Below are 23,149 nucleotides of genomic sequence, written 5' to 3'. Positions count from 1 at the left end.
CCGCGGGATGCGGCGCTGACTGCTTGTTTCGGGTGGTCGTTTTCTGATGCCGACGTCGACTTTTCCTATCTGGTGTCCGGGGACCGTCACGGAGAAGGACAAGATTGGCAAGCGCCAACGGACGGGTCGAGCATAACGTCATAACATAGTCAGAATTTGTGTCAAGGTCTGACATCGCATTGCACCCCTCTGTATCAACGAAAGACAACCGGGGTGATCCGTCCCGGCAACGGCTCGGGCAATGTCTTGGCGATGACCGCCTCCTGTCACGGTCATATATTATTTCATGGGATAACATCTTGTCGTATCGTCATTTTGTTCTGGTATAATTGGATATGTTGGAGGCGATTGGCAGTACCAAGGAGGCAACTAAATGAACGTTTTTGACTGTGCCATAAAAATCGAGGATGAAGCCCGGAGATTCTACCAGAACATGAGGGCGGAGAGTGCCAGCCCCGAATTGAAGAACCTTTTCGCCATCCTGGCCGCCGCTGAGGAGGAGCACCTGCGGACCCTGCAGAAAATGAAGGAAATGGGGGCCAACGGCAAAAGCGATCTGGGACCGGTGGGGGCTGAAGCCTGCGGTTTCCGGCCCTTCCGGGGGACGGGCGGTCTTAAGGCTGCGACGAAGAACGACCGTGACTTCTACCTGCATGCGATCCACGAGGAGGAGCAGGACATCAAGTTTTACGAGGATCTGGCCAGCCGGACCAAAGATGAAGTAGTGCGGCAGCAACTTTTGATGATCGCCGAGCAGGAGCGGCAGCATCTGGCCCGTATCGAAAACATCTACAGTTTTGTGGAGGAACCGCGTACCTTCCTCGCCTCGGGCGAGTTCAGCAACCTCAACGATCTCTGATGAGGGAGGTCCTTCACTGAGGAGACCCCCCCGCAACCGGGAACAACAAAGGGCCCAGCGTCGTATCACGCTGGGCCCTTTGTTGTGGATGGGAAGCGGCGCTTCCCCCGGCACGGTCACCCCCGGTGCGGCGGCGCCGGGCGCCGAGCCGAGGCCGTTACACCGGACCTTCGTTGGTCCGTCCGTAGCTCCCGGCGAGCTCGGCGGTGGCGATGATATGCGTCTGCATCGCTTCTTCGAGCTTTTCACGCCCCGCCTCCGGGGGAAGTTCCAGTTTCCGGTCCAGGACGTAAAGGCGGAAGACGTAACGCTGGATTCCGGAAGGAGGACACGGACCGCTGTAGCCCGTTTTTTTCAGGCTGTTGATCCCGACCTCGGTATGGAAAGGGGAGGACGTGCTCCCGGATCTCCGAGGTCTGCGGCGGGATGTTCCAGAGCACCCAGTGGCATTCGCTCCCCGCCGGCGCATCGAGGATTTCCAGCACCAGTGCCAGGGAACGTGCCTGCTCCGGGACGCCGTGGATCATCAGGTGCGGATTGAAGTTATCGCCGTCGCAGGCGGAAATTTCGGTTTGTCAGCCATGAATCCTCCCTTGGAGACGGCAGCGCGGCACGCAACTCCCCGTCCCCCGCAGGGCGGTGGGGCGCCCCAACAACGGGTGCGGCAGTTGGCTCAGTCGCCGAAGGCCTCGCTGTCGACGATTTCCGGAGCGTCCACGACGCTGCGGTAGACGGAGCCGTGAAAGAGGATGTATTTCCTGCTGCAGGTGCAGGAAAATGACAGCCTCACCCCCCAGTGCTCCTTGACGTACTGTGGATATTCGTTCCGGTTGCCGCATACGCAGGTGAAACCATCGTCATCAACTGTCAACTCGGACATGGCGTCCTCGGTTCCCTCTTGCCCCAGCCTCTTGGTTGTCTTCGGCTCGGTGCTCTTCCGGCCGTTATCGCTGGGGAAGATGTTGGATTGGTGAAACAGGTGCCTGACCCTCTACGATTCTAGTGACGTGATGTTGAAAGTCAAACCGTGCCGGCGAATTTGTAATGCCACAACGACTTGAAAAGACAACGAAAACGGTCAGGGCGGGTGCTGCACGACCTTGGCCGGCGCCGGCCGGCGGAGTTGGTCCCGGACTATCGGCCGTCTTTGCGCCGGTTTTTTGTGGCAGTACACTGTTGCGCTGTAGAAAATTCTCATATGCCGAGGTGCGGCATGAGAACACCCCGACAATCCGGACGCGCAGGGCCGCTGGTACTACCGCCGCAACCCGAAAGGGTACTATCCCCGGGTGCGGCGCTGCCCCGAGGGGGGGGACCTCGGTGACGACCCCGCCCCCGGAAATCGACGACGAGGAGGAATACCGATGAACATGCAGATCATTGCGGTCCCGCTGCTCGCGGCAGTTTTGCTGGCCGGATGCGCCTCCCGGCCGACCGGTCCGAGCGTCATGGTGCTGCCCGCCCCGGGCAAGAGTTTCGACCAGTTCAACCTCGAAGACGCGCGCTGCCGGCAGTGGGCGGCCCAGCAGGTGGGGATCTCGCCCCAGGAGAAGGCAAACCGCGCCATGGCCCGCAGCTCAGCGGTCGGCACCGCCGTGGGGGCCGGGGTCGGGGCGGTCCTTGGGGCGGTGACCGGGCACCCCGGTACCGGCGCCGCACTCGGCGCCGGGGGAGGGCTCCTGGTCGGCAGCGCCTCCGGGAGCGAGGCCGCCGAGAGCAGCGGCAACCAAGCCCAACGCCAGTTCGACATCGCTTACCAGCAGTGCATGTACTCCTACGGAAACCAGATCCCGGGGGTGCTCCCGGCCAACCTGACCCCCGCTCCGCCGCCACCGCCGCCGCGCTGAACCGCACCGGCGGGTCCCCGCTGAGGGGAGACCCACACGAAAAGAGCCCGTTTCCGGTTGGGAAAACGGGCTCTTTTTTTAGCCGTGCTCAGGCGGCAGCTGCTACGGGTGGAACACCACGTCGACCCAGTAGTTGGAGCTTCTCCAGCCGCTGGCGGGGAACATGCTGGTCGAGCCGTAGGCAAAGACGCCGTTGGAGCCGGAGCCGCCGTCGGCCAGCGCATGCAGTGGCGGGGTGTCCACCCCCTTGGTGGCGAAGTAGGTCTGGTCGTCGCTGTAGTGGCCGCTGTTGGTGTGGTAGGAAGCGACGTAGACGGTGCCGGCGCTGATCGCGACCGGGGCGGCGAAATTTACCTGCTGCCATCCCGACGCCGTCTCGCCCGAAAACGTGGCACTGGCGATGAGGGTGCCGCTGCCGCTCCAAAGGTGTGCGGTATGGGTGCCGGTGTTGGTCGATGCCTTGTAGAAGCGGATTCCGGTGATGAACCCGGAGACGTCGGAGGTGAAACGGACGCCCAACTCGACGGCGCTGTCCGGCCCGGAATCGATGACCGACGGAGTGGTCGAGGCGCTCCAGATGCTGATCTGGGCAGCGACGGTGACCGTGCTGCTGCCGCGGAGCGTGCCGCTGGTGGCGGTGATGGTGCTGCTGCCGGAGGCGACGGCCGTTGCCAGACCCGAGGCTGCGACGGTCGCGACCGCGGCGTTGGAGGTCGACCAGGTCACCTGGCTGGTGAGATCCTGGGTGCTGCCGTCGGTGTAGGTTCCCGTCGCGGTGAACTGCTGCGTGGTGCCGACCAGCAGGGTCGGCGCCGCCGGGGTCACCGAGAGGGAGACGAGGGTCGGAGCGGTCGTCGAAGCTGGCGTGAAGAGCACGTCGACCCAGTAGTTGGACGCGTTCCATCCCTGGTTGGGGAAGCTGCTGCCGGTTCCATAGGCGAAAACACCGTTGAACCCCAAGCTTCCGTCCGCCGGGGCATGCAGCGGCACGGCATCGAAGCCCCGGCCCGAGAAGTAGAACTGGTCGTCGCTGTAGTGCCCGGTGCTGGTGTGGTAGGAGGCGATGTACGGGGTGTTGGCGGTGATGGCAACCGGGGCGCTGAAGGTGGCGCGCTGCCACCCCGAGGCGGTCTCTCCGGAGAAGGTGACGCTGGCCAAAAGGGTGCCGTTGGCGGCCCAGAGGTTGCCGACATGGGTGCCGGTATTGCCCGTTGCCTTGTAAAAGCGGATGCCGGCGATGCTCCCGTTGACGTCCGAAGTGAAGCGGACCCCGAGTTCCACCGGGCTGTCCGGGCCGGAATCGACCACCCCCGGGGACGCTGAAGGCCACAGGGAGGCGAAGGTGCTGCCGCTTACCGTTACGTTTACACCGGTGCCGGGACTCTCGAGGTTGCCGCTGTCGTCCACGGCGCGGCTCAGGATCGTGGTCGGACCGGAACTGGCCGGGGTCCAGACGTAGCTCCAGCTTCCCCGCCCGGAAGCCGGGTGCCAGGTGAGCCCGGCGTCGGTGGAGACCTCGACCCCGCCGACCACCCCGCCGCTGTCGGTTGCGGTTCCGGTGACGGTCACGCTGGAGCCGGGGGCGAAAGAGAGGCCGGAGGAGGGAAAGGTGATAACCGAGGTGGGCGGGGTCAGGTCGGTGGACGGGGATGCCGCGACCAGCCCGGACTGCAGGGTCGCCGGCTGGACCCCCATGTCGGCGAGGAGGTTCACCGTCGCCTGTTTCATCCGGACATCGGTGGTCGAGCCGAGGCTCGTCCGGTCGTGGTTGGCGTCGAGCCCCCAGGCCCATTCGTAGGTTCCGGTGGAAAAGACCAGGGCCCCGCTGGCGTCCCGATAGAGGGTCACGTTGTGGGTCGTGGAGCAGGCACCCACCGTGGAGCCATAGTCCAGGAGGCAGGCGGTGGAGGTCGAGACCGGCGTGGTGCTGAGGCGGATCAACCCCGCCGGGCGGAAACCGTTGTCCTCATCCATGTCCAGCTCGTCGGCCAGGGTTCCCGGCGCCAGCGATGCCGTCTGCCCGGAGCCGAGCGTGGCAAGGGAGGTGTTGCGCCAAAACCGCATCTTCCCGTCGGCCTGCGGCACCGTGATCGGCCCCCCCAGGTAGCTGTCGGCAAACCGGGTGAGACTTCCGGTCAGAAGGTTCTCGGGGCGGCCGCCGTCGGCGGGGGGGCTGAAGCGCGGGTCGCGCCAGGTGCCGGTCCAGGTTGGCGGGTCGGCCGGGTCGATCGGGGCGTTGGCCCAGGTCTCCTTGTAACAGACCAGGGTGCGGTACGGGGTGGCGGTCCCGTCGATGCTGTTTTCCCAACGGGTCTTCCAGTAGATGGTGTTGCCGCTGAGAAAGGCGAGGTTCACCCCCGCGGCGCGCGCCGCCTCCACGTTGGTGCGCTGGTTCCCGGACCAGTACTCGTCGTGGCCGTTGGAGAGGAAGACCTGGTGATTTAAAAGCAGGGTCCCGTTGCGGTCGCTGTCCAGGGCGGTGCTGTAGCTGACGTCGAAACCGTTGGCCTCCAGCCAGCGCAGCATCGGGTATTCCGCGTTGAAGAGCCAGGTCTGCGGCTCGACGCTTCGGGTCAGGAAGGGGCGGTTGTAACTGACCTTGTAGGCGCGGCAGTAGGTACCGTTGCACAGGGGCCCCTGGTAGAAGTCGTTGCCGCCGTAGTTGTTGTAGGCATGCCAGGTGGTGTCGGAGCTTTGGAAGATGATGGCGGAATTGCGGGTGTCGTTGCGCACCACGAAGACGATGTGGCTCGCCCCGCCGGTGTCGGTCCGGGTGGCCTTGGCGAGGTAGATGCCGGAGACGGCGCTGGCCGGGACCTTCCAGGATGCGGACACGCTCCAGTTGCCGCAGTCGACGAGCCCGGTCGCGGGATCCGAGAGGCAGGCCGGCTGGTTTTGTGCCGTGCTGCCGGTGATCGAGGTGATCATGCGGGCGCCGTTGCCGCCGTAGTAGCCCAGGCGGTAGATGTCCAGCCGCCAGGAGCGGGCCGGCGTGTTGAGCTTGAAAAACACGGTCCCCCCGGCCGGGACGCTGATGTCGGTGGCAAACCCCTGGATGGTGAGGTCGCCGGCGTCCTTGGTGGGGAGATCCCAGGTGGACTGGGGGGTGCCGACCAGGCAGTTCTCTCCTTCGATCGGGTTGGCGGGAGCGGCGCAACTGGCCGCTGCCGGGCGGGGCGCGGCGAGGAAGATGCAGGCGGCGACGAGACAGGCGGTAACCGCCCGGATGCTGCTTGCGGGAACGTTGAAGTTCATGTCGTTCCTCCTTAGTGATGGGTGGATGGTTGGAAATAACCGGGAGAACGGGCAGGGGAGGGACAGCAGGAGTGGGAGCCGTCAGGTTTGCTAAAAGATTAGCAGCATGTAACGGATTTGAAAGTCGTTATCGAAAGAGGGCGGGAGGGAAAGTTCAGGCGAAGCAGATGCTGTAGACGATGAGGAAGGTGAGCTGGCAGCAGGCGACCACCCAGCCGTTGCGCAGCATGGATTTGAGGTCCTTGGAGGCGGCGAAGCCGAGCGAGCTCATCATGTTGGCCCCGGGGAAGACGAAGTTGTTGACGCGGGTGGCGACCACCAGGGCGAGCGACCAGGAGATCATGGCGACCCCGTAGCGCGCTAGGAGGGAACCGAACATCTCGTGCAAAAGTTTCATGGTGGCGACGGTGGCGCCACTGATGCCGAAGGCCCCGAGAAATCCGCCGGTAATCACGATCGCCGGCTTGCCGCCGATTTCCATGAGCGGCCGGATCAGCTTGGAGAGCGCCGCGAACCCTCCGGCCTGCTGCACGAAAACGATGAACGGATCGAGCAGGAGAAAGAGGAAGAAAAGCCCCACGTTTCCCGCCATCCCCTTCACAACCAGTTTCAGGATGGTTTCGAAGCTGAGCCCGCCGGTGAGTCCGGTCACCAGCGAAAGCCCGAGCATGATGACGATGACGAACGGGGTGGGGGCCTGGCCGAGGATGCCGTAGACCACGGCGGCGACAAAGCACAAGGTGAAGACGACGGTGGCGCGCCGGCTCCGCGCGGTGGGGACGAACCGCTCCATCTCCTCGGGGAGCTCGTAGCGCTCGGTATCCCGCGTCTGGCGCTGGATCCTCTGCACCATCACCCAGGTGACGCACAGGGTGATGAGGGCTACCGGGCCCGAGACGTAAAGGAGCATGGTGCCGTAGCCGATCTTGGTGAGCCCGATCAGGGTGATCACCGGAGGGGTGAATGGCCCCAGGATGAGTGCCTCTTCCCCGACCGCCTGGAAGAGCACCCCGACGGTGCTGCGGGAAAGACCGACCGCCGCGGCGATGGGGAGAACGATCGGGGCGATGATGGCGTTGCCGCCGGCCAGCGTCCCCAGAAGGCCGACGATCACCAGGCAGGCCGCCATGATCCCGAGCATCGCCTTTTTTTCGGTGTCGACGCCGATCCCGTAGATGATCCGGTGCACGATGGTATGGGAGACCTTGGTCGCCTCCAGCACCTCGCCCAGGCCGCGACCGAGCATGATGATGAGCCCGACCAGGGCGAGGAAGGAGCCCATGGCGTTGGCGAAGGACTGGCCCAGGGTGATCAGGTTCTGCCCGCTCAAAAGCGCCCCGACCATGACGCAGATGGCGGTGGCGGGGAGGATGTCGACGTTGCGGAAAACCAGGACCACGTAAAGGATGAGCGGGGCGAGCCCGATCAGGCCGATCAGCGTGCCGGTGTCGATGGCGAAGGGCATGAAAAGACCTCGGCGGTAAGATCCGCGGGCCGAACCTGTCGGCCCGCGGGAAAGCGCCGCTGAGTATAGCACAGGAGTTTTCGAGGTGAGAGAGAATTGCGGAATTGCGGCGGGCCGATCCGATCGATCGGTCTGATCCGGCGGATCGGTTCGATCGGTCCCGCCGCAGGGGACGTCCCCCTACTTGAGGGTGAACGAGGTGTCGCCGACCCCGAAGGAGAACTGGGCGGCCCCGGTCGCGAAGCGGTAGTACCTGCCGTCCCCGCCGGTGCCCGCCGCGATGGCCCAGTCGGAATAGGTCCCCTGCTCCCCTTCGATCCTGATCCAGTACTTCTTACCGGCGGTGGCGGCAAACGGGGTGGGGAGCACGAAGTCGTAGTCGTACATCGACGAGCCGGCTACCGCGGTCTCCGCGGCGTTGCCCGAGGTGGTGTACTTGGCGAGGTAGGTCTCGGCTCCGGCGTCGGGGCGGGTCACCAGCGGCTGGGTCCCGCCGGGGATCGAGTCGAAGAAGGTGATGGTGAAGAAGAGGACCTTGCCGAAGGTGGCGTTGTGCAGGTAGCCGCCGCGCCACTTCACCTCGGAGATGCTCTGGTCGGAGCCCAGGGTGAAGTCCTTGTAGGCGTACATGTCGTTGTCGCTGCCGTTGGGATAGACCATGGAGGACTGGATCAGTCCCCCCTGCGGGTTGAGCGGATAGCTGAAGATCGACGCCGGGGCGTTGATCGAGTAGGTCGCCGAGGCGACCGTGGAGCTCACCCCGGAGAGGACCGCGAATGCCTTGAACGTGGTGGTGCCGGTCCCGGAGATCGCCACCGGGGCCGTGTAGACGGTGGAGGCGGTGGTAGGGAGGGTGCCGTCGGTGGTGTAGTAAATGGTGGCGCCGGCGGTGGCGCACTGGATGGTCACACTCTGGGCGCCGCTGTAGCTTCCTCCGGACGGGGTGAAGGTCGGGGTGGCGACGCTCGGCAGGTAGCTGATCGCATAGGTGGCCGACGCGGCAGCCGAGGTGGTCAGGCCGCTCTTCACCGCGATCGCCTTGATGGTCATGCTGGTCCCGTTGCCGGACACGGCGATCGGGGCGGCGTCGCTGTAGAGGGTGGACGAGGTCGTCGGGGTGCTGCCGTCCGTGGTGTAGTAGATGCTCGCGCCGGTGGTTGCCGTCTGCAGGGTCACCGTCTGGTCGCTGTGGTAGGTCCCGGCGGCCGGCATGAGGGTCGGGGTGGCGACGGTGCTGTAGCTGATGGCGAAGCTGCCGGAACTGACCGTGGAGTCGGCCAGCCCGTTTTTGATCGCCAGCGCCCGGATGGTCAGGCTGGTCCCGTTGCCGCTCACCGGGATCGGGGCGCTGTAGACCATGGATGAGGTGGTGGGGGTGCTGCCGTCCATGGTGTAGTAGATGGTCGCCCCGGTCGTGCTGCTCTGGAGGGCGACGGTCTGATCCTGCCCGAAGGTGCCGCCGGTCGGCGTCAAGGTGGGCGCGGCGACGCTGGTGCTGTTGTTATTGTTGGCGGTGCCGGAGCTTCCCCCTCCCGAGCAGCCGTAGCCCGAGACCAATACCAACAGGGCGCCCAGCAGGACAAGTAGTCGGTATCCCTTGCAATTGTTCATCTTCTGCCCCCTTCGTTCGTTGCCGAAGCCCCGCATGGGAACCTGGTGCGGCGGCGCGTCGGCGTCCAGTGTCGTTCGCTTTTCGTCGTCCCCTAGGTAATCGTGGGCCGCCCTTTCCCAGGTAAGGAGTGACGGGCTGCCACGCTTGCATTCCCTGGATTGCCCCCGGAACTCCCGCATCGTGAGCCGCTTCCCGATCGGGAAAGAGGATTCCCTCAGTGGGGACGGAGGAAGGAGCTGTTGTCGGCCGCCCCGCTTCCGTTGATCCTCCCCCCGGCGGACGGGGGGAGGATCGGTACCAAGGTTGACGCCGCGGCAGCTACCTGATGTCCGCGGTGAAGGATGGGGTCAGTGCGGCCACCGGCTGGTTGCTGAGATCCGCCGGGTTGAATTCGGCCTCGGGGAGGCTGAAGTCGGTCGCCTTGGGAGTCCCGGTGGTGATCTTGCAGTTCACGGTGGCGAACTCGCCCGCCCCGAATCCCGGCGCGGAACTTAAGACGAAGAAGGAGAGCTTGGCCGGGGTTCCGCCGGAGGCGGGGGTGAACGTCTCGGCGGCAATGCTGCACTGGCTGGCGACCCCGGAGGGGGTGACCACCCCCGATGCCACGCCGCCGCTGTTGTCCGTGTTCACCGTCACCCCGCTGGGGAGATCGACCTCCACGTGGATGCCGGAGAGGGCGGTTCCGCTGGGGAGGGTGCCGGAAGTGGAGAGTTTCAGTACCGCGGCCGTCGGCTGTGCTGCGCTTCCGCCGCCGCTGCCGCAGCCGGAAAGGGCCAGGGCGAATAAGGCCAGGCCGATCAGGCCGGCGCTTTTGATGCTTTTCATGGAATCCTCCGTTGCTACGCGCTGTTGTCGCTTTTCAGGGAGCGGCGCCGCGGCGGCCGTTTTGCCGGACCGCCGCAGCGCCCGACTGCTACTGCAGCCCCAGCGTCATCCGCAAAATCCCGATCACGTCGTAGATGTCGATCTTCCCGTCACCTTTGGGCATGCCGTCGCTTCCGAGCGGGGCGACGTCGCCGTGGGCGAGGTCGTTTGCCGTCGGGGCGATCTGCCCGGTCGCGATCTTGAGCAACCGCTGCGCGTCGGCAAGATCCGGCGCGCTCTTGCCGTTGGCGGGGGTGACGATCCCGTCCAGGGTGGTGTAGGTCGAGACCAGGCCGTTGCCGAAGACCCGCTGGGCGTAGATGTCGTAGTGCGTGTCGCTTCTGAAGTCCTGCCAGACGATGATGGCGCCTCCCGTGCCGTCGGCGACGATCTGCGGGTTCATCTGGTCGTCCTCCGGGGTGGAGATGGCGATTCCGTTGTCGTCCCAGACCGCGTGGCCGTCTGCGGCGATCCTTTGCGCGTAGATGTCGGCGTTTACCTCGATCATGTTTTCGTCCGGCGAGACGATGAGGCCGCTTCGGTAGTCCTCCCAGACGATGATGGCCCCCCCGGCGCCGTCCGAGACCAGCTGCGGGTTGAGCTGGGCGGAGGTGACCTGGGAGACCGGGATGCCGTTCAGGGTCCAGCCGGCGTGCATGGCGCCGTTGGCGTCCATGTGCTGGGCGTAGATGTCGTAGTTGGCGCCGTTTCTCAGGTCCTGCCAGGCGAGGATCACCCCGCCGGCCCCGTCGGCGACCATTTCCACTCCGAGCTGGGAGTTGGTGGCGATGCAGACCGGGGTGCCGCCGGCGCCCCACCCGTCGTGGATGGCGCCGCTGCCGTCGATGCGCTGCAGGTAGATGTCGGCGTGCAGCGGGTCGTTGCGGAAGTCCTCCCAGGCGATGAAGGCCCCTCCCGCCCCGTCGGCGGCGAGCTGCGGGGTGAGTTCGGTGGTGGCCTGGGAGACGGCGACGCCGTCGGCGGTCCATCCCGCGTGGATGGTCCCGTTGCCGTCGATGCGGCTCGCGTAGATGCTGGAGCCGGTCCCGGTCCGGTTATCCTCCCAGGCGATGATGGCGCCCCCGGTCCCGTCGCCGATCAGCTGCGGGTTGAGCTTGTTGTTGGTTGCGGTGGAGACGGCGACGCCGTTTGCGCTCCACCCGGCGTGGACGCTTCCGTTGGCGTCCAGGTGCTGGGCGTAGATGTTGAAGTTGGTGCCGTTTCTGAGATCCTGCCAGACGATGATCGCCCCGCCGGCGCCGTCGGAGACGAGCTGCGGGTTCAACTGGTCGCTCGTGGCGGTGCAGACCGCCACCCCGTCCACTGACCAGCCGGCGACGACCTTGCCGTCCTTGTCCAGGTGCTGCGCGTAGAGGTCGGCCTCGGTGGCGGAGCCGCGGTAGTCCTGCCAGACCATGATGATGCCGCCGGAGCCGTCACTGATGCTGCGCATGTTGTTCTGTCCCTGGACCACCTGGACCACGCCTCCGGCGGGCCAGCTGGCCACCGGGTTGCCGCCGGCGTCGATCCGGTCCAGGTAGATGCCGTGGCTGGAGGGGCCGCTGTTCGCTCCGGCGGCGACGATCGCCCCGCCGGCCCCGTCGCTGACCACCTGCGGCATGGTCAGCGTGACCGAGCTCATGGTCTTGAAGACCGGTGTGTTTATGTTCGCGTCGTAGCCCCATCCCCAGGATGTGTCCGGGTGGAGCAGCGCGGCGAGAAGCGCCAGTGATCCCAGCAGCGTCCCCCGCGTAAGTGCTCTGATTTGCCGAGTATCCATATCAGTCTCCTTATCGATGCGGGGAGGGGGACCCTCCCCGCGATCGGTAATTACGGGTTACGGTGTGGTCACGATGGCGGTGGTCGACCATCCCGAGGCACCGGCGCCGTTGGTGGCCTGGATCCGGTAGTAGTAGGTGACCCCTCGGGGGAGGCCGGTGTTGGTGAAGGTGGTGGCGGTGGCCGCGACGTTGAAGCTGGTAAGCCCCGCGGTGAAGCCGGCGTTGGTGGCCCGCTGGATGGTGAACCCGCCGATGTTGGTGCCGGCGGCGGCCCAGCTGAGCGCGACCTGGTCGGTGGTGGTCCCGGTGGTGCGGGAGGCGGTCGCCCGGAAAGTGGTCGGGGTGGCGGGCGGGGTCGCCTGGACGCTGACGAAGGCGGACCAGACCGAGGTAACGGCACCGGAGACGTAATTCACCCGGTAGTAGTAGGTGGTGCCGGAAACGACCGTGGTGTCGGTGTAGCTGGAGACCCCGGCGGCGACGGTGAAGGTGGTGAGCCCACGGGTGAAGCCGGTGTTGGTCGCCCGCTGGATGGTGACGGTCGCGGTCGGGTTACTGTTGACCCAGCTCAAGAGCACCGACAGCGGCGGCGCCGTGGAGAGCGTCGCGGTGAGGCCGGCCGGCGGCTGCAGCGATGCGGTGACCGATACGGCGGTGGACGGCGCGCTGGTCCCGGCCGGGTTGCTGGCGGTCACCGTACAGGAGTAGGTGAGGCCGTTGGTGAGCCCGATGACGAGGAGCGGGCTCGCCGCGCCGGTACCGGTGACGCTGGTGCCGCCGACCGGGGTGCAGGTCGCGGTGTAGCTCATCGGGAAGGCCGGGCAGGTCGAGGTGGGAGGCGTGAAGCGGATGCTCGCCTGGCCGCTGGCCCCGGTCGCGGTGAGGTTGGTCGGCGCGGCCGGCGGTACCCCCGGGGTGACCGCGTTCGAGGGGACCGAGGTGAGCCCGGCGCCGAGGGTGTTGGTGAGCGACGCGGTGAAGGTGTACGTCGCGCAGTTGGTCAGCCCGGTGATGGTCGCCGGGATGCTCACCAGGTTCGCGGTCGGCGTGCCGGCCACCCCGCCGGTGATCGGGGTGATGCTGTACGAGGTGATCGGGTTGGACCCGGTCGACGACGGGGTGACCGTTACCGTGGCCGAGGCGTTCCCCGCGACGGCGGTGACCGTCGGCGCCGCCGGGATCGACGGTGCCAGGAAGACCACCGGGCGCATCATGTCGTTCTCCTCGTGACCGAGGATGTGGCAGTGCCAGACGTACTCCCAGCCGAAGTTGGTCAGCTGGTTGGTGACCGTGATCGGGTTGTTGGTGAGCGGATCGACGCCGGTGAAGCCCGCGGTGCTCCCGATCGGCATGGTCACGTCCAGCGGACGGACGCTTTCCGGAAGCTGGAACGGCAGTACCGGGGTGCTCGGCCGCAGTGCCACGGTGATGTCCTCGAGCGGGTTCATCCGGACCGTGTCCTTCCAGCCGATCTCATTTTCGTCGGGCGGTTTCACCGTCCCGTCCCAACCCATCCGGTTGATGACCTGGACATCGAAGAGGTGGAAATGGATGAAATGGGTGTCCACCCCGTTGTGGGTGATCTTCCAGATCTGGGTCTCACCCGGGCTCACGATCTCGGTCGGGGGATCGATGTACCCCAGCGGGATTGTGGTCTGGGTCAGGAAGTTGGTGAACGGAAGCTCGACGCCCAAGGTGGCGTTCATCCGGCCGTAGTCGGTGGTGAAGAGCTCCTGGATCGCCTTCGACTTCTGCGGCATGACGGTGCTGGTGCTCGCGGCGGCAGTGGCTGCGGTGCCGGTCGTCGGCGGCGCGATGCTCACCGTCACCGGACCGGTGAAGCCGCTACCGGCGTTGGACAAGACGATGCCGTTCACGGTCCCGGTGATGGTGGCGAGTGCGGTGGCGCCGGTTCCGCCGCCGCCGGTCAGGGTGACCACCGGCGGAGTCGAATAGCCGCTGCCGCCGCTGGTAATGACCAGGGAGTTGACCGAGGCGCCTAAGGCCGCGGTGGCGGTCGCCTGGAGGCCGCCGGCGGGGGGGGGATCGATGGTGACGATCGGGGTGCTGGTGTAGCCGGCGCCCGATTTGGTCACCGTGACCGAGCCGAGCATGCCGGTGAGCACGCTGGTGCCGGTCGCGGTGGTGCCGCCCGCCGGGGGCGGGGTGAAGAGGACCGCCGGTGCCGTGGTGTAGCCGGAGCCCGGGTTGGTGATGGTGACCGAGACCCCGTTGCCGATGGTCGCCGTTGCCGCGGCGCCGGTTCCGCCGCCGCCGGTGATGGCGACGGTTACCGGGGCGACGTAGCCCGCCCCGCCGTTGGTGACGGTGATGGCGGTGATCCTGCCGCCGGCTACCGTCGCGGTCGCCGTGGCGCCGGCCCCGTTACCGAGGGCGTCGGTGATGGTGATGGTCGGTGCCGTGGTGAAGTTGCGGCCGCCGTTGGTGACGGTGACGGCGCTGATCAGGCCGATGGTGAGGTTGGCGGTGCCGGTGGCCTGGGTGCCGGTCAAGGTCGGCGGGGGCGAGAAGACGACGCCCGGGGCGACGATGTAGCCTGAGCCGATGTTGGTCATGGTGACCGCGCTCACCCCGTTGGTGAGGTTCGCGGTGGCCGTGGCGCCGGCCCCGCCGCCGCCGGTGATGGTGACTGCCGGGGTGGTGGTGTAGCCGCTGCCGGCCGCGGTGACCGCGACGGTGGCGACCTGGGTCGGGCTGCCGATGGTGGCGACGGCGGTCGCCTGGGTGACGGCCGGGCTCGCGTCGAGGTAGACGTTGGGGACGCTCGTGTAGCCGCTGCCGCCGTTCACCACGGAGATCCCGGTGACCACGCCGAGGAGGTTCACCGTGGCGACTGCGGTCGCCTGGGTCCCGCCGGCCGGCGGGGCGTCGATGGTCACGTTGGGGGCGCTGGTGTAGCCGGTCCCCGCGTTGGTGATGGCGATGGAGCTTACCACCCCGGCGGTGAGGGTAGCCGTGGCGGTGGCGCTGCCGCCGGTGAAGGTGACCGTCGGGGCGGTGGTGTAGCCGATCCCGCCGCCGCCGATGGTCGCGGTCGCTGCGGCGCCGGTCCCGCCGCCGCCGGTGAAGACCACGGTCGGCGCGCTCTGGTAGCCGTTACCCGGAGCGGTGATGGTGACCGAGGCGACCCGGCTGGAGACGGTTGCCGTGGCTTGGGCGCCGGTTCCGCCACCGCCGCCGAAGCTGACCGTCGGTGCGGTGAGGTAACCGGTCCCCGGGTTGGTCAGGGTCAGGGTCGATACGGTACTGGTGACGGTTGCCGTCGCGGTGCCACGGGTGCCGCCCGGCGGAGGTGCGGCGATGGTGATGGTCGGGGCGCTGGTGTAGCCGGAGCCCGGGTTGGTGACGGTGATCGAGTTCACCCGTCCCCCGACGAGGTTCGCGGTTGCGGCCGCGCCGGTCCCGCCGCCGCCGGTGATGGTCACCGCCGGGGCGGTAGTGTAGCCGCGCCCCCGGGTGGTGACGTTGATGGCGCTGACCCCCTGGGAGATCGTCGTGGTCGCCGTGGCGCCGCTTCCGCCGCCGCCGGTGATGGTGACGGTCGGTGCGGTCGTGTAGCCGGTGCCGCCGTTGGTCAGGGTGAGGCTCAGGCCGGAGACCATGTTCGCCGTTGCCGCAGCACCGGTCCCGCCGCCACCGCCGGTGAAACTGACGGTCGGAGCCGCGGTGTAGCCGGAACCTTGGGTAGTGACCGTGACGCCGGTGACCCCCCCGCCGGTCAGGGTGAGGGTGTCGACGACGTTGGTGATGGTGGCGGTGGCGGTGGCCGGGGTGGTGGAGGTGCCGGTGATGGTGACCGCCGGCGGGGTGGTGTAGCCGGAGCCGCCGTTTTGTACCGCGATCGTCCCGAGCCCGTTGCCGGTCGGCGTATAGCCGAGCTGGGTGTCGTAGATGCGGGAGTAGGTGCTGGTGTAGGTGCTGTTGAAGGCGCTGTTCAAGGCGGCCTCCGGAACGATCGGGGGCTCCTGGCTCTTGGCGTAGAGGCCCTGGGTGGTCGCGGTGGAGGCAAAGGCGGCCTGCAGGGTGGGAACGCTGAACGGCACGGTGTTGGGCGCCGTCTGGTCGACGACGATCTGCATGATGGTGCGGGTATTAGGCCCGTAACCGGGCTGGGTCTTCGGGGCGCCGCCGCTGGCACTTTGGTCCAGGTCGTTGGTGTAGTAGTCGAGGCGGGCGTCGAAGCCCGGCACCGGAGCGGGTGAGTCGTTGTACATGATCAGGGTGGAGCCCGCGGGAACCGAGGAGAAGTCGACGACGACGTCGGCACGCTCGGCCGGACCGAGGAAGAGCCCGTGGGTGGAAACGTTGAGCACGGTGATGCTGCGCCGCATGTATTCGTAGCCGATCGGGGTGGACGGGATCACCACCGGGGCCGGGAGCAGCCCCGCCTCGGTGCCGATCTGGACCATGGCCGGACCCGCAGTGGTCGGGTCGGGGACGCCGCCGTCGCGGCCGTCGGTGGGCCAGGTGGAAGGCCAGCAGGCGGCCGGAAGACCGGTGCCGTTGAGGGGGTTGCCGGCGGCGTCAAGCAGGCCGGTGGCGAGGCCGATGCCCAGGGCCGGATTGGAGATCGGGATGGTCTGCGCGCACGGCTGCAGGGTGGAGGTCGCGATCGGCGGATTGGAGGGGACCATGTTCACCTCGGTGCAGCTTGCGGAGGTGGCGGCGGCCCCGACGCAGACGGTTCCGGCGGCGGCTCCCGGTGCCGGCGGTGTGGCGGCATAGTAGAGCTGGAGGTTCTGGGCCCGGTCGTTGCCTGCGTTCAGGATGCGGAAGCGGTAGGCGGCCGGCGCGACGTGGAGCACCGGATAGGCGGTGCCGTTGACCAGCGGCGTATCCATGAATGCTTCCGGGGTCCCCGACGGGTTCGGAATGATCGGGCACTCGATGGTCTGTCCCGGAAAGGCGCTCGAGGTGCAGGGAACGGTGACCGCCGAGGGCGGGTTGGCGGCGGTGAGGCTGGTCTGGTTCGGCCAGAACCAGGCGCCGTAGTCCCAGCGGCCAAAGCCGTTGACCCCCGCCGGGTCGGCCGGGTTCTGGTTGGGGGTGTAGACGTGCGGGAACCAGAGGTTGCCCATGCCGCCGTAGAGGGTGCTGTTCCAGGTCGGGTCCTCGGCGGCGAGTTCGCCGGCCGAAGGAACGAAGGTCTTGTCCTGGATCACCAGCGGGATCAGGTGCGCGAGGTCCTGGCTCACGATCGCGCCGGTGGTGGGATCGGTGACGACGGTGCCCGGAACGGTCGCCGCGGCGAGGGCGCCCTCCTCGGCCGGGTCGACGATCAGGTATCCCGCCGCTTCACCCGCGTAGACGTTGAGTCGGGTCAGGCCGTAGGCGTGGTCGTGGTAGAACATGAGCCGGCCGCTTTGCTGGTTGGTCCAGTAGAAGGTCTCCTGGCCGTCCCCCGGGGTCGGGTTGGCCATGCCGATCTTGCTCCCCGGACCTACCATGTCCGGTACGTTCTGGAAGCTCAAACCCTTGAGGAGCGAGGTCGTGTTTTCCCCCACCGGGGTGGTCCACTGGTGCGGGGTACCGTCGCTGATCCAGGGGGACTTGCCGCCGTGGAGGTGAAGCGTGGCGCGGTTTTGGGTGTAGTAGGTCCCGTCCGGGCCCATCCCCGCCCCCATGTAGGTGGTGTCGACCGGGAGAAAGAGGTCGCCGGCGTTGCCGACGCCGAGGTTGTTGGTGAACTTCACCCGTACCGGGCGGTTCTTGGTCGCCAGGATGAACGGGCCGAGGTACTGGTGCGGCCCCGCCGCGCCGGTGAGGGTGATGGGGTTGCCGTTGGCATCGACCTGCTGGTAGCCCCGAAGTTTGGTGGCCGGGAGGTCGGTATGCATCTTCTGGGTGTAGTCGCTGAGCGAAATGCTGTAGTAGTCGCTGCCGGGGAAGGTGGTGGTGTCCGGCTGCGCGAGCGGGATGCACTGCTTGGTGCCCGGCGTCTGGCCGGAGACCGGGCAGAGTCCAGGGAGCTGGTCCACGAACTTGCGGATACCGGTACCGGCGACGAAGGGGGCGCCGATGGTCGCGGTTGCGGTGGCGGCGGTTCCGGTGGTCGGCGGGGCGATGGTTACCACCGGGGCCTTGCAACTGGTCCCGCCCCCCGCGAGGGCGATGGCGGTCACCGAGGTCCCGGTCAGGGTCGCCGTTGCCGTCGCCGCGCAGGCCGGGTCGGGGTCGGTGATGGTGACGGCCGGTGCCGCGGTGTAGCCGCTCCCGCCGCCGGTGACCACGATCGAGGTGATGGTCCCGGACGGAAGCGGACTGTTGGCGTAGTTCGGGAAACCGAAGAGGTCGGTGCAGGTCCCGGGGACCGGATTGGGGGTGGTGCAGATCGGCACCGAGGTCGCGGGGGGCGTATAGGCAAGCGCGCCCCCGCCGGCTCCCAGAAGGAGCGCGACGGCAGTCAGCAGCCCTCCCCATAGGGTACGGAAACGCTCGTTCATGGTTTCCCTCCTTGCTGGGCCAAACCGGCCTTCTTCATTGCCTCCAGCTTCCGTGCCGCGGTGCGGGCCGCCGCGGCCTTGCGGTCGCAGTTGGACGTGCCTCGCATCTGCCCTTGGCCGTCACCGCCGCGGGCGGAGCCGTCACATTTGAGTGGCTGCCCCGGATCCGGTGGCTGTGCCGTGGGTGGCGCGCCATTGGCGGCGCGGGCCAGGTCCGCGGTCAGAGCCAGCAACGCCAAAAGCGCTGCCGCCGCCACGGTTCGACCTGCATACAACAACGTCGGTCTGTTCATGGTTGCTCCCCTCCTGTTGCTTGTTGATTCGGTGCTGCGGGTTAGTGGGACGTCTTTCTTTGCCGGTACGAGCCGGCAGAACGGCTGGTTTGCACCGTTACTCTTTCGGTTTCCGGAAAGGAGGGCGTCGATGCCTGTACCGGCGGGGGAGGCGGCAGTTCCGGAACCGGTGCCGCGGTCACCGTCGCCGGTTGAGGCGCCGGAGTGCTCGCCGCTTCTCCATCACAGACCGCCTCGTAGTGGTCCTGGAAATCGACCACCCGGCAGTCGCTGGCCGCTCCCACCAAACCCGGCAGCAGCACGATCACGATCAGAATGAGCTTTTTCATGGCATCGCCCTCCCGGTGCTTCCTTTACGGTTTTTTCACCTCGAGCAGTTCCACCTCGAAGGCGAGTGCCGCCCCGGGGAGGATGAGCTCCCCGGCGCCTTTTTCGCCGTAAGCGATGCTGGACGGACAGAAAAGACGCGCCTTGCCCCCTTCCTTCATCTTCTGCAGCCCCTCGGTCCAGCACTTGATGACCCCTTGGAGGGGGAATTCGAGGGGCTTGCCCCGCTTGTAGGAGCTGTCGAACTCGGTGCCGTCGGCCAGCGTGCCGCGGTAGTTCACCTTGACCGTGTCCTCGGCGGCCGGGCTCTTGCCGTTGCCTTCGGAAAGCGAAACGAAGACCAGGCCGGAGTCGGACTTCACCGCCCCCTTTTCCCGGCTCGCCGTTTCCAGAAACTTCTGGTTTGCCGCCGCGAGCTTTTCGCCCTGCGCCTTGCGGCGGAGCCGGGCCAGGTCCTGGACCTTCGCGCTGTAGGCGCTGATGTCGAACGCCTTCTTGCCGCCGGTCCCGTCGGCCAGCCCCTGCTTGACCATTTCCAGCTCGGCGGGGGAAAGGGAGAATACGGACAGCTGCTGCGCGATGATCTGGCCGATCGCGTACAGCGTTTTCTGTTCCTCAGTTTTCGGGGGATCGGCGGCAAAGGCGGGGATGGCAAAGGCAAGGATCAACATGGCTACTGCGGATCGAAACATGTTCAGCTCCTTTAGGTAGAGTGCCGGCAGTGAATCTGCCGGTTCGGGATTGGAAGATTGTATTGATATTGTTTAATCTGGGGCTTTCGTTGGGAAAGCCGTCGTGGTCGACTCTCAAAGGACGTTCTGCAGTAGAGGAAAGCCTGAGGGGGAACCCGCATTTCATGTCATAAAAATCGCTAAGACAGACTTCCACTTTCGCTGTGTCGCATTTTCGCAATATCAGATTCTGTGCCAGCCGGATTTTGTCTTTGTAAGTGGCCAAAACCAATGAGTGTTTAGGGAAGGGGAGCGACGGAGCGGGCCTGGTGAAGGGTGCAAAAAATTTTGCGGGGTATGGCCGGGGGATCTACGTAAAAGTTCTGAATGAAAGAAAAAAATGTTCCGTGTCCGGTTGGACGACAGACGGTAGTTCGGAGCAAATCTTTGTAAGGGAGCGTAAAGGTCGGTAAAGGGGGGGGAGAAAAAGGCGGGATCTGGCGGGCGGAAATGGTGCGGAGCGTCGATGCGCGGACAATAAAAGGGCGCAGCATGCTGCGCCCCTGCATTTTCCTGGTTAGTCGTCCCCCGAACTCCGGCCTACTGGTAGGTGATCCGGTAGACGGCCCCGGCACGGTCGTCGGAGACCAGCAGGCTTCCGTCCGGCATCTGTTGGAGGTCGACCGGCCTCCCCCACGCCTCGCCGTGCTGCAGCCATCCCTCCGCAAAGGGCTGGTAATACGCCGGGTGCCCCTTCTGCAGCGTGACCAGCGTGAGGCGGTAGCCGATCGGGGTGGTGCGGTTCCAGGAGCCGTGCTCGGCAATGAGGATCTGGTTCCGGTACTCCGCCGGGAACATCGTGCCGGTATAAAAGCGCATCCCCAGCGCTGCGACGTGCGCGGGGAGTTCCAGCTCCGGTGGGACGAAACGGTTCTTGGCCATCTTGTCCCCGAACTCCGGATCCTTGATCCCCTTCCCGTGCCAGTAGGGGAAGCCGAAATGGAGCCCCGGGCGCGGTGCCCGGTTCAGCTCGTCCGGAGGGATGTTGTCTCCCATGAGGTCGCGCCCGTTGTCGGTGAACCAGAGCTCCCGGGTTTCGGGGTGCCAGTCGAACCCCACGGTGTTGCGGACCCCGCGCGCGAAAATTTCCAGGTTCTTCCCGTCGGGGTTCATGCGCATGATGCTCGCAAAGCGCGGGTCCTTTTTTTCGCAGACGTTGCACGGGGCCCCGACCGGGACGTAGAGCGTTCCGTCCGGACCGAAGCGGATGAACTTCCAGCCGTGATGCCGTTCGTGGGGGAAGGTGTCGTTCACCACCACCGGCCTGGGGGGATGGGTGAGCCGGTCCTCGATCTGATCGTAGCGGATGACCCGGCTGATTTCGGCGACGTAGAGCGATCCGTCCCGGAAGGCGACCCCATTGGGCATGATCAACCCATGGGCGATAACCCGCACTTTGGGACGCTGCCCTGCCCGGGGGATCAGGGCGTAAACCTTCCCCTCCTCGCGTGATCCGACGAAGACGGTCCCCTTCGCCCCCAGGGCGAGGGATCGGGCACCAGGGACATCGCCGGCAAAGAGCTCGATGTGGAATCCCGGCGGGAGCCGGATCTTGTCCAGCTGGATTTCCGCCGCCGAACAGGCGCTGACGAGGGCGAGCAGGAGCAGCGGGACCAGCAGCAAAAGGCGGAGCGGGTGGCGGCAGGACGTCGGGTCCGGGCTTGTCATGGTAGCCTCCTTGATTGACGCTGCGGTGGGAGGGGGGAGCGCGAAAACAAGCTCCAAGTATTTCCGCTGCCCTTTGGTTTTGCAACCGGAGGAGAATTGGGTCGGGAAAAGGGGGCGCCGCTGGAATGACCTGCCAGGTGGAATCGGCAACTGGCTGCCAACCCTGTGGGAGCGCCTTTCCAGGGGCGATCAACCGAAACATGTGAATGCCGCCTGCGGCGGTTCGCGCCAGGAGTGGCGCTCCCACCGGAGGGAAAACGTGCTCCCGTCGCTATACCAGGAGCAACAGTCCCTTCGCGATCAACCTCCGCTGATCGCGGCAGCAATGCCGCTCCTACACGACCCGGCGCGACATCCGCACGGGCGCAGCATGCTGCGCCCGTAGTTCGACGATGAAGGGGGAAATGGCAGGGGAAAAAGCAAAGGGCCGGAGGAGATGTCTCCCCCGGCCCTTTGCTCTTCTTTGCCCGCCTTGGTTCCGGCGTTACTGGTACTGGATGTAGATCGGCTTCGGGTTCAGCTTCAGGACTTCCTGCGGCGTGAGCAGCGCGTCCCCTTTCTTGGTGTCGTTGTGGTAGAAGAGCTTGAACCCGGTGTACTGGACCGGCTCGCTCACGATGTAGTCCTTGTAGGAATCGCGCTTGAGCCAGGGGGCGCCCCAGCCGTCCATGTTCATGAGCATCTGGACTTCCGGCTGGAGGTGGATCTGCTTCGCGTTGGTGACCATGTTCCGGGTGAACCGGTGCACGATCATGACCTTCGGCGGGATGTTGTATTTCTTTACCAGGTCGCGCAGGTAGGACGAGGCGTAGTTGATGTCCGCGGCGTCATAGGTGCCGATCTTGCTCCCCGGGCGCTTGCCGCTCTTGATCAGGTTGAACTCCGGGTCGATGGCCAGGTGCACGTCCGGGTTTTTCAGGATCCACTCGAAGCGGGGGAGGATCTTCCGGATGTTGTCATGCCCGGTCTGGATGTCGATGAACATGATGGCGTGCGCTTCCTTGGCCCACCCGTACACATCGTTGATGATCTTGTCCGGCATCACCATGCGGTAGAGTCCGGCCTTGCCCGGCTCGCCCTGGGCCACGACCGCGATCAGGTGCAGCGCCGGCTGAACCGGGTGCGCCGGATCGGCAGCTTCCCAGCGGGAAGCCTCACGCTTGAGGCGGCGCAGCATCTCGTCCTTCGGATATTCCCCGAGAGCGCCCATCCGCTTGGAGAGCGGGTTGCCATAGTAGGCGACGATACGTTTCTGCGGGAGGATCGAACCGGGCAGGGTCTGCGGACCTTTTACCGGCCACCCTTTCTTCGCGGCGAATTCCGGATCTTCCCCGGCCTGGTACTTCACCTTAGGGCCGGCCGGAGCTGCCGCGGCGTCCTTGCCTTTGCCTTTGCCCTTGGCTCCCGCGTCTTTTTCGCCGGGAGCGGGGCGGGAGGCGCTGCTGTTCTTGTCGAAGGTTGCGGCGCTGGAGCGCTGCGGCTGTACTGCCGCGGTCACGGCGGTGGTAGCGGCAACCTTCGTTGCGACCGGTGCCGGCACAGCCTGCTGGGCGTTCGAGTTCTTGTCCTTGCAGGCCGCAAGAGACAGGGGGACGAGCAGGGCGAGCAGCGAAAGCGGGAGCCGGAAGGTCCCGGAGGTAAAGCGGAGGTTCACGAAGTTACTCCTTATGCCGAAGTGTAGTGTCGCGGTCGTAGCACCGGCGCGGCCGAGCCGCCGCCGGGAAAGACCGAGGGATTTTTCCTGTTCAAGCCTTTATGTCGAGTGGGAACTGGCGCTGAAGTTGATCCGACACTCACGCCAAGAGGTGAGGCGAGTTCCTGCGTTCGAGGGGAAGGCTGGGGGTACTTTAACCCGTCCGGGGCTCGTGTGTCAACGGGGCAATGATCAATGAACGATGAACAATGATCGGAAAACCGATCAGATACGTGCGGTGTTTAGCCAGTGCTGGAAAAAATTATTGTCCATGGATCATTGACCATTGT

General features: G+C 66.0%; 14 protein-coding genes and 1 pseudogene. 2 read left to right on the top strand and 13 right to left on the bottom strand.

Annotation, left to right across the window (positions count from 1 at the left end; all coding sequences use genetic code 11):
* Positions 1-373 precede the first annotated feature (373 nt).
* Positions 374-859, top strand: coding sequence for a ferritin-like domain-containing protein (locus JFN93_RS14830; RefSeq protein ID WP_199384876.1), 486 nt, complete (start codon positions 374-376; stop codon positions 857-859).
* Between the two features lie 157 nt (positions 860-1,016).
* Here JFN93_RS14830 and JFN93_RS14825 read toward each other — a convergent pair.
* Both JFN93_RS14825 and JFN93_RS14820 read right to left on the bottom strand, forming a co-directional pair.
* Positions 1,017-1,386 (bottom strand): annotated as a pseudogene (locus JFN93_RS14825) (YbhB/YbcL family Raf kinase inhibitor-like protein).
* Positions 1,387-1,532: 146 nt separating this feature from the next.
* Positions 1,533-1,739, bottom strand: a complete 207-nt coding sequence (locus JFN93_RS14820; RefSeq protein ID WP_199384874.1) for a hypothetical protein — start codon at positions 1,737-1,739, stop codon at positions 1,533-1,535.
* Positions 1,740-2,223: 484 nt separating this feature from the next.
* Here JFN93_RS14820 and JFN93_RS14815 point away from each other — a divergent pair, with 484 nt between their 5' ends.
* Entirely contained in the window at positions 2,224-2,706 is a 483-nt protein-coding gene (locus JFN93_RS14815; RefSeq protein WP_199384873.1) for a YMGG-like glycine zipper-containing protein, read from the top strand.
* 102 nt (positions 2,707-2,808) lie between these two features.
* Here the strand turns inward: JFN93_RS14815 and JFN93_RS14810 are convergent, their stop codons facing one another.
* The 11 genes from JFN93_RS14810 to JFN93_RS14760 form a co-directional block, all read right to left on the bottom strand.
* A complete protein-coding gene (locus JFN93_RS14810; RefSeq protein WP_199384872.1) occupies positions 2,809-5,961 on the bottom strand; it encodes a N,N-dimethylformamidase beta subunit family domain-containing protein in 3,153 nt (1,050 codons plus the stop codon).
* Positions 5,962-6,115: 154 nt separating this feature from the next.
* Positions 6,116-7,426 (bottom strand): permease, encoded by a 1,311-nt coding sequence (locus JFN93_RS14805; protein WP_199384871.1) that lies wholly within the window; start codon positions 7,424-7,426, stop codon positions 6,116-6,118.
* Between the two features lie 180 nt (positions 7,427-7,606).
* Positions 7,607-9,037: a chitobiase/beta-hexosaminidase C-terminal domain-containing protein gene (locus JFN93_RS14800; RefSeq protein WP_199384870.1), complete on the bottom strand. Its 1,431-nt coding sequence runs from the start codon at positions 9,035-9,037 to the stop codon at positions 7,607-7,609.
* A gap of 319 nt (positions 9,038-9,356) precedes the next feature.
* Positions 9,357-9,863, bottom strand: a complete 507-nt coding sequence (locus tag JFN93_RS14795; RefSeq protein ID WP_199384869.1) for a hypothetical protein — start codon at positions 9,861-9,863, stop codon at positions 9,357-9,359.
* Positions 9,864-9,951: 88 nt separating this feature from the next.
* Complete coding sequence (locus JFN93_RS14790) at positions 9,952-11,682, bottom strand: hypothetical protein (protein ID WP_199384868.1); 1,731 nt, start codon at positions 11,680-11,682, stop codon at positions 9,952-9,954.
* 57 nt (positions 11,683-11,739) lie between these two features.
* Positions 11,740-18,147, bottom strand: coding sequence for a fibronectin type III domain-containing protein (locus JFN93_RS25830; RefSeq protein ID WP_199384867.1), 6,408 nt, complete (start codon positions 18,145-18,147; stop codon positions 11,740-11,742).
* Positions 18,144-18,440, bottom strand: coding sequence for a hypothetical protein (locus JFN93_RS14780; RefSeq protein WP_199384866.1), 297 nt, complete (start codon positions 18,438-18,440; stop codon positions 18,144-18,146). Before JFN93_RS14780 ends, JFN93_RS25830 begins: the two co-directional genes overlap by 4 nt.
* A 41-nt stretch (positions 18,441-18,481) precedes the next feature.
* Positions 18,482-18,769: a hypothetical protein gene (locus JFN93_RS14775; protein ID WP_199384865.1), complete on the bottom strand. Its 288-nt coding sequence runs from the start codon at positions 18,767-18,769 to the stop codon at positions 18,482-18,484.
* Positions 18,770-18,793: 24 nt separating this feature from the next.
* Positions 18,794-19,459 (bottom strand): FKBP-type peptidyl-prolyl cis-trans isomerase, encoded by a 666-nt coding sequence (locus JFN93_RS14770; protein WP_199384864.1) that lies wholly within the window; start codon positions 19,457-19,459, stop codon positions 18,794-18,796.
* Positions 19,460-20,038: 579 nt separating this feature from the next.
* Positions 20,039-21,166: a PQQ-dependent sugar dehydrogenase gene (locus JFN93_RS14765; RefSeq protein WP_199384863.1), complete on the bottom strand. Its 1,128-nt coding sequence runs from the start codon at positions 21,164-21,166 to the stop codon at positions 20,039-20,041.
* Between the two features lie 484 nt (positions 21,167-21,650).
* Positions 21,651-22,820 carry a hypothetical protein gene (locus JFN93_RS14760; protein WP_199384862.1) on the bottom strand — a complete coding sequence of 390 codons (1,170 nt, stop codon included), beginning with the start codon at positions 22,818-22,820 and terminating at the stop codon, positions 21,651-21,653.
* Positions 22,821-23,149 lie beyond the last annotated feature (329 nt).

The organism is Geomesophilobacter sediminis (genome assembly GCF_016458275.1).
GTDB classification, from domain to species: Bacteria; Desulfobacterota; Desulfuromonadia; order Geobacterales; family Geobacteraceae; genus Geomesophilobacter; species Geomesophilobacter sediminis.
This window is presented reverse-complemented; position numbering and strand designations above follow the sequence as displayed.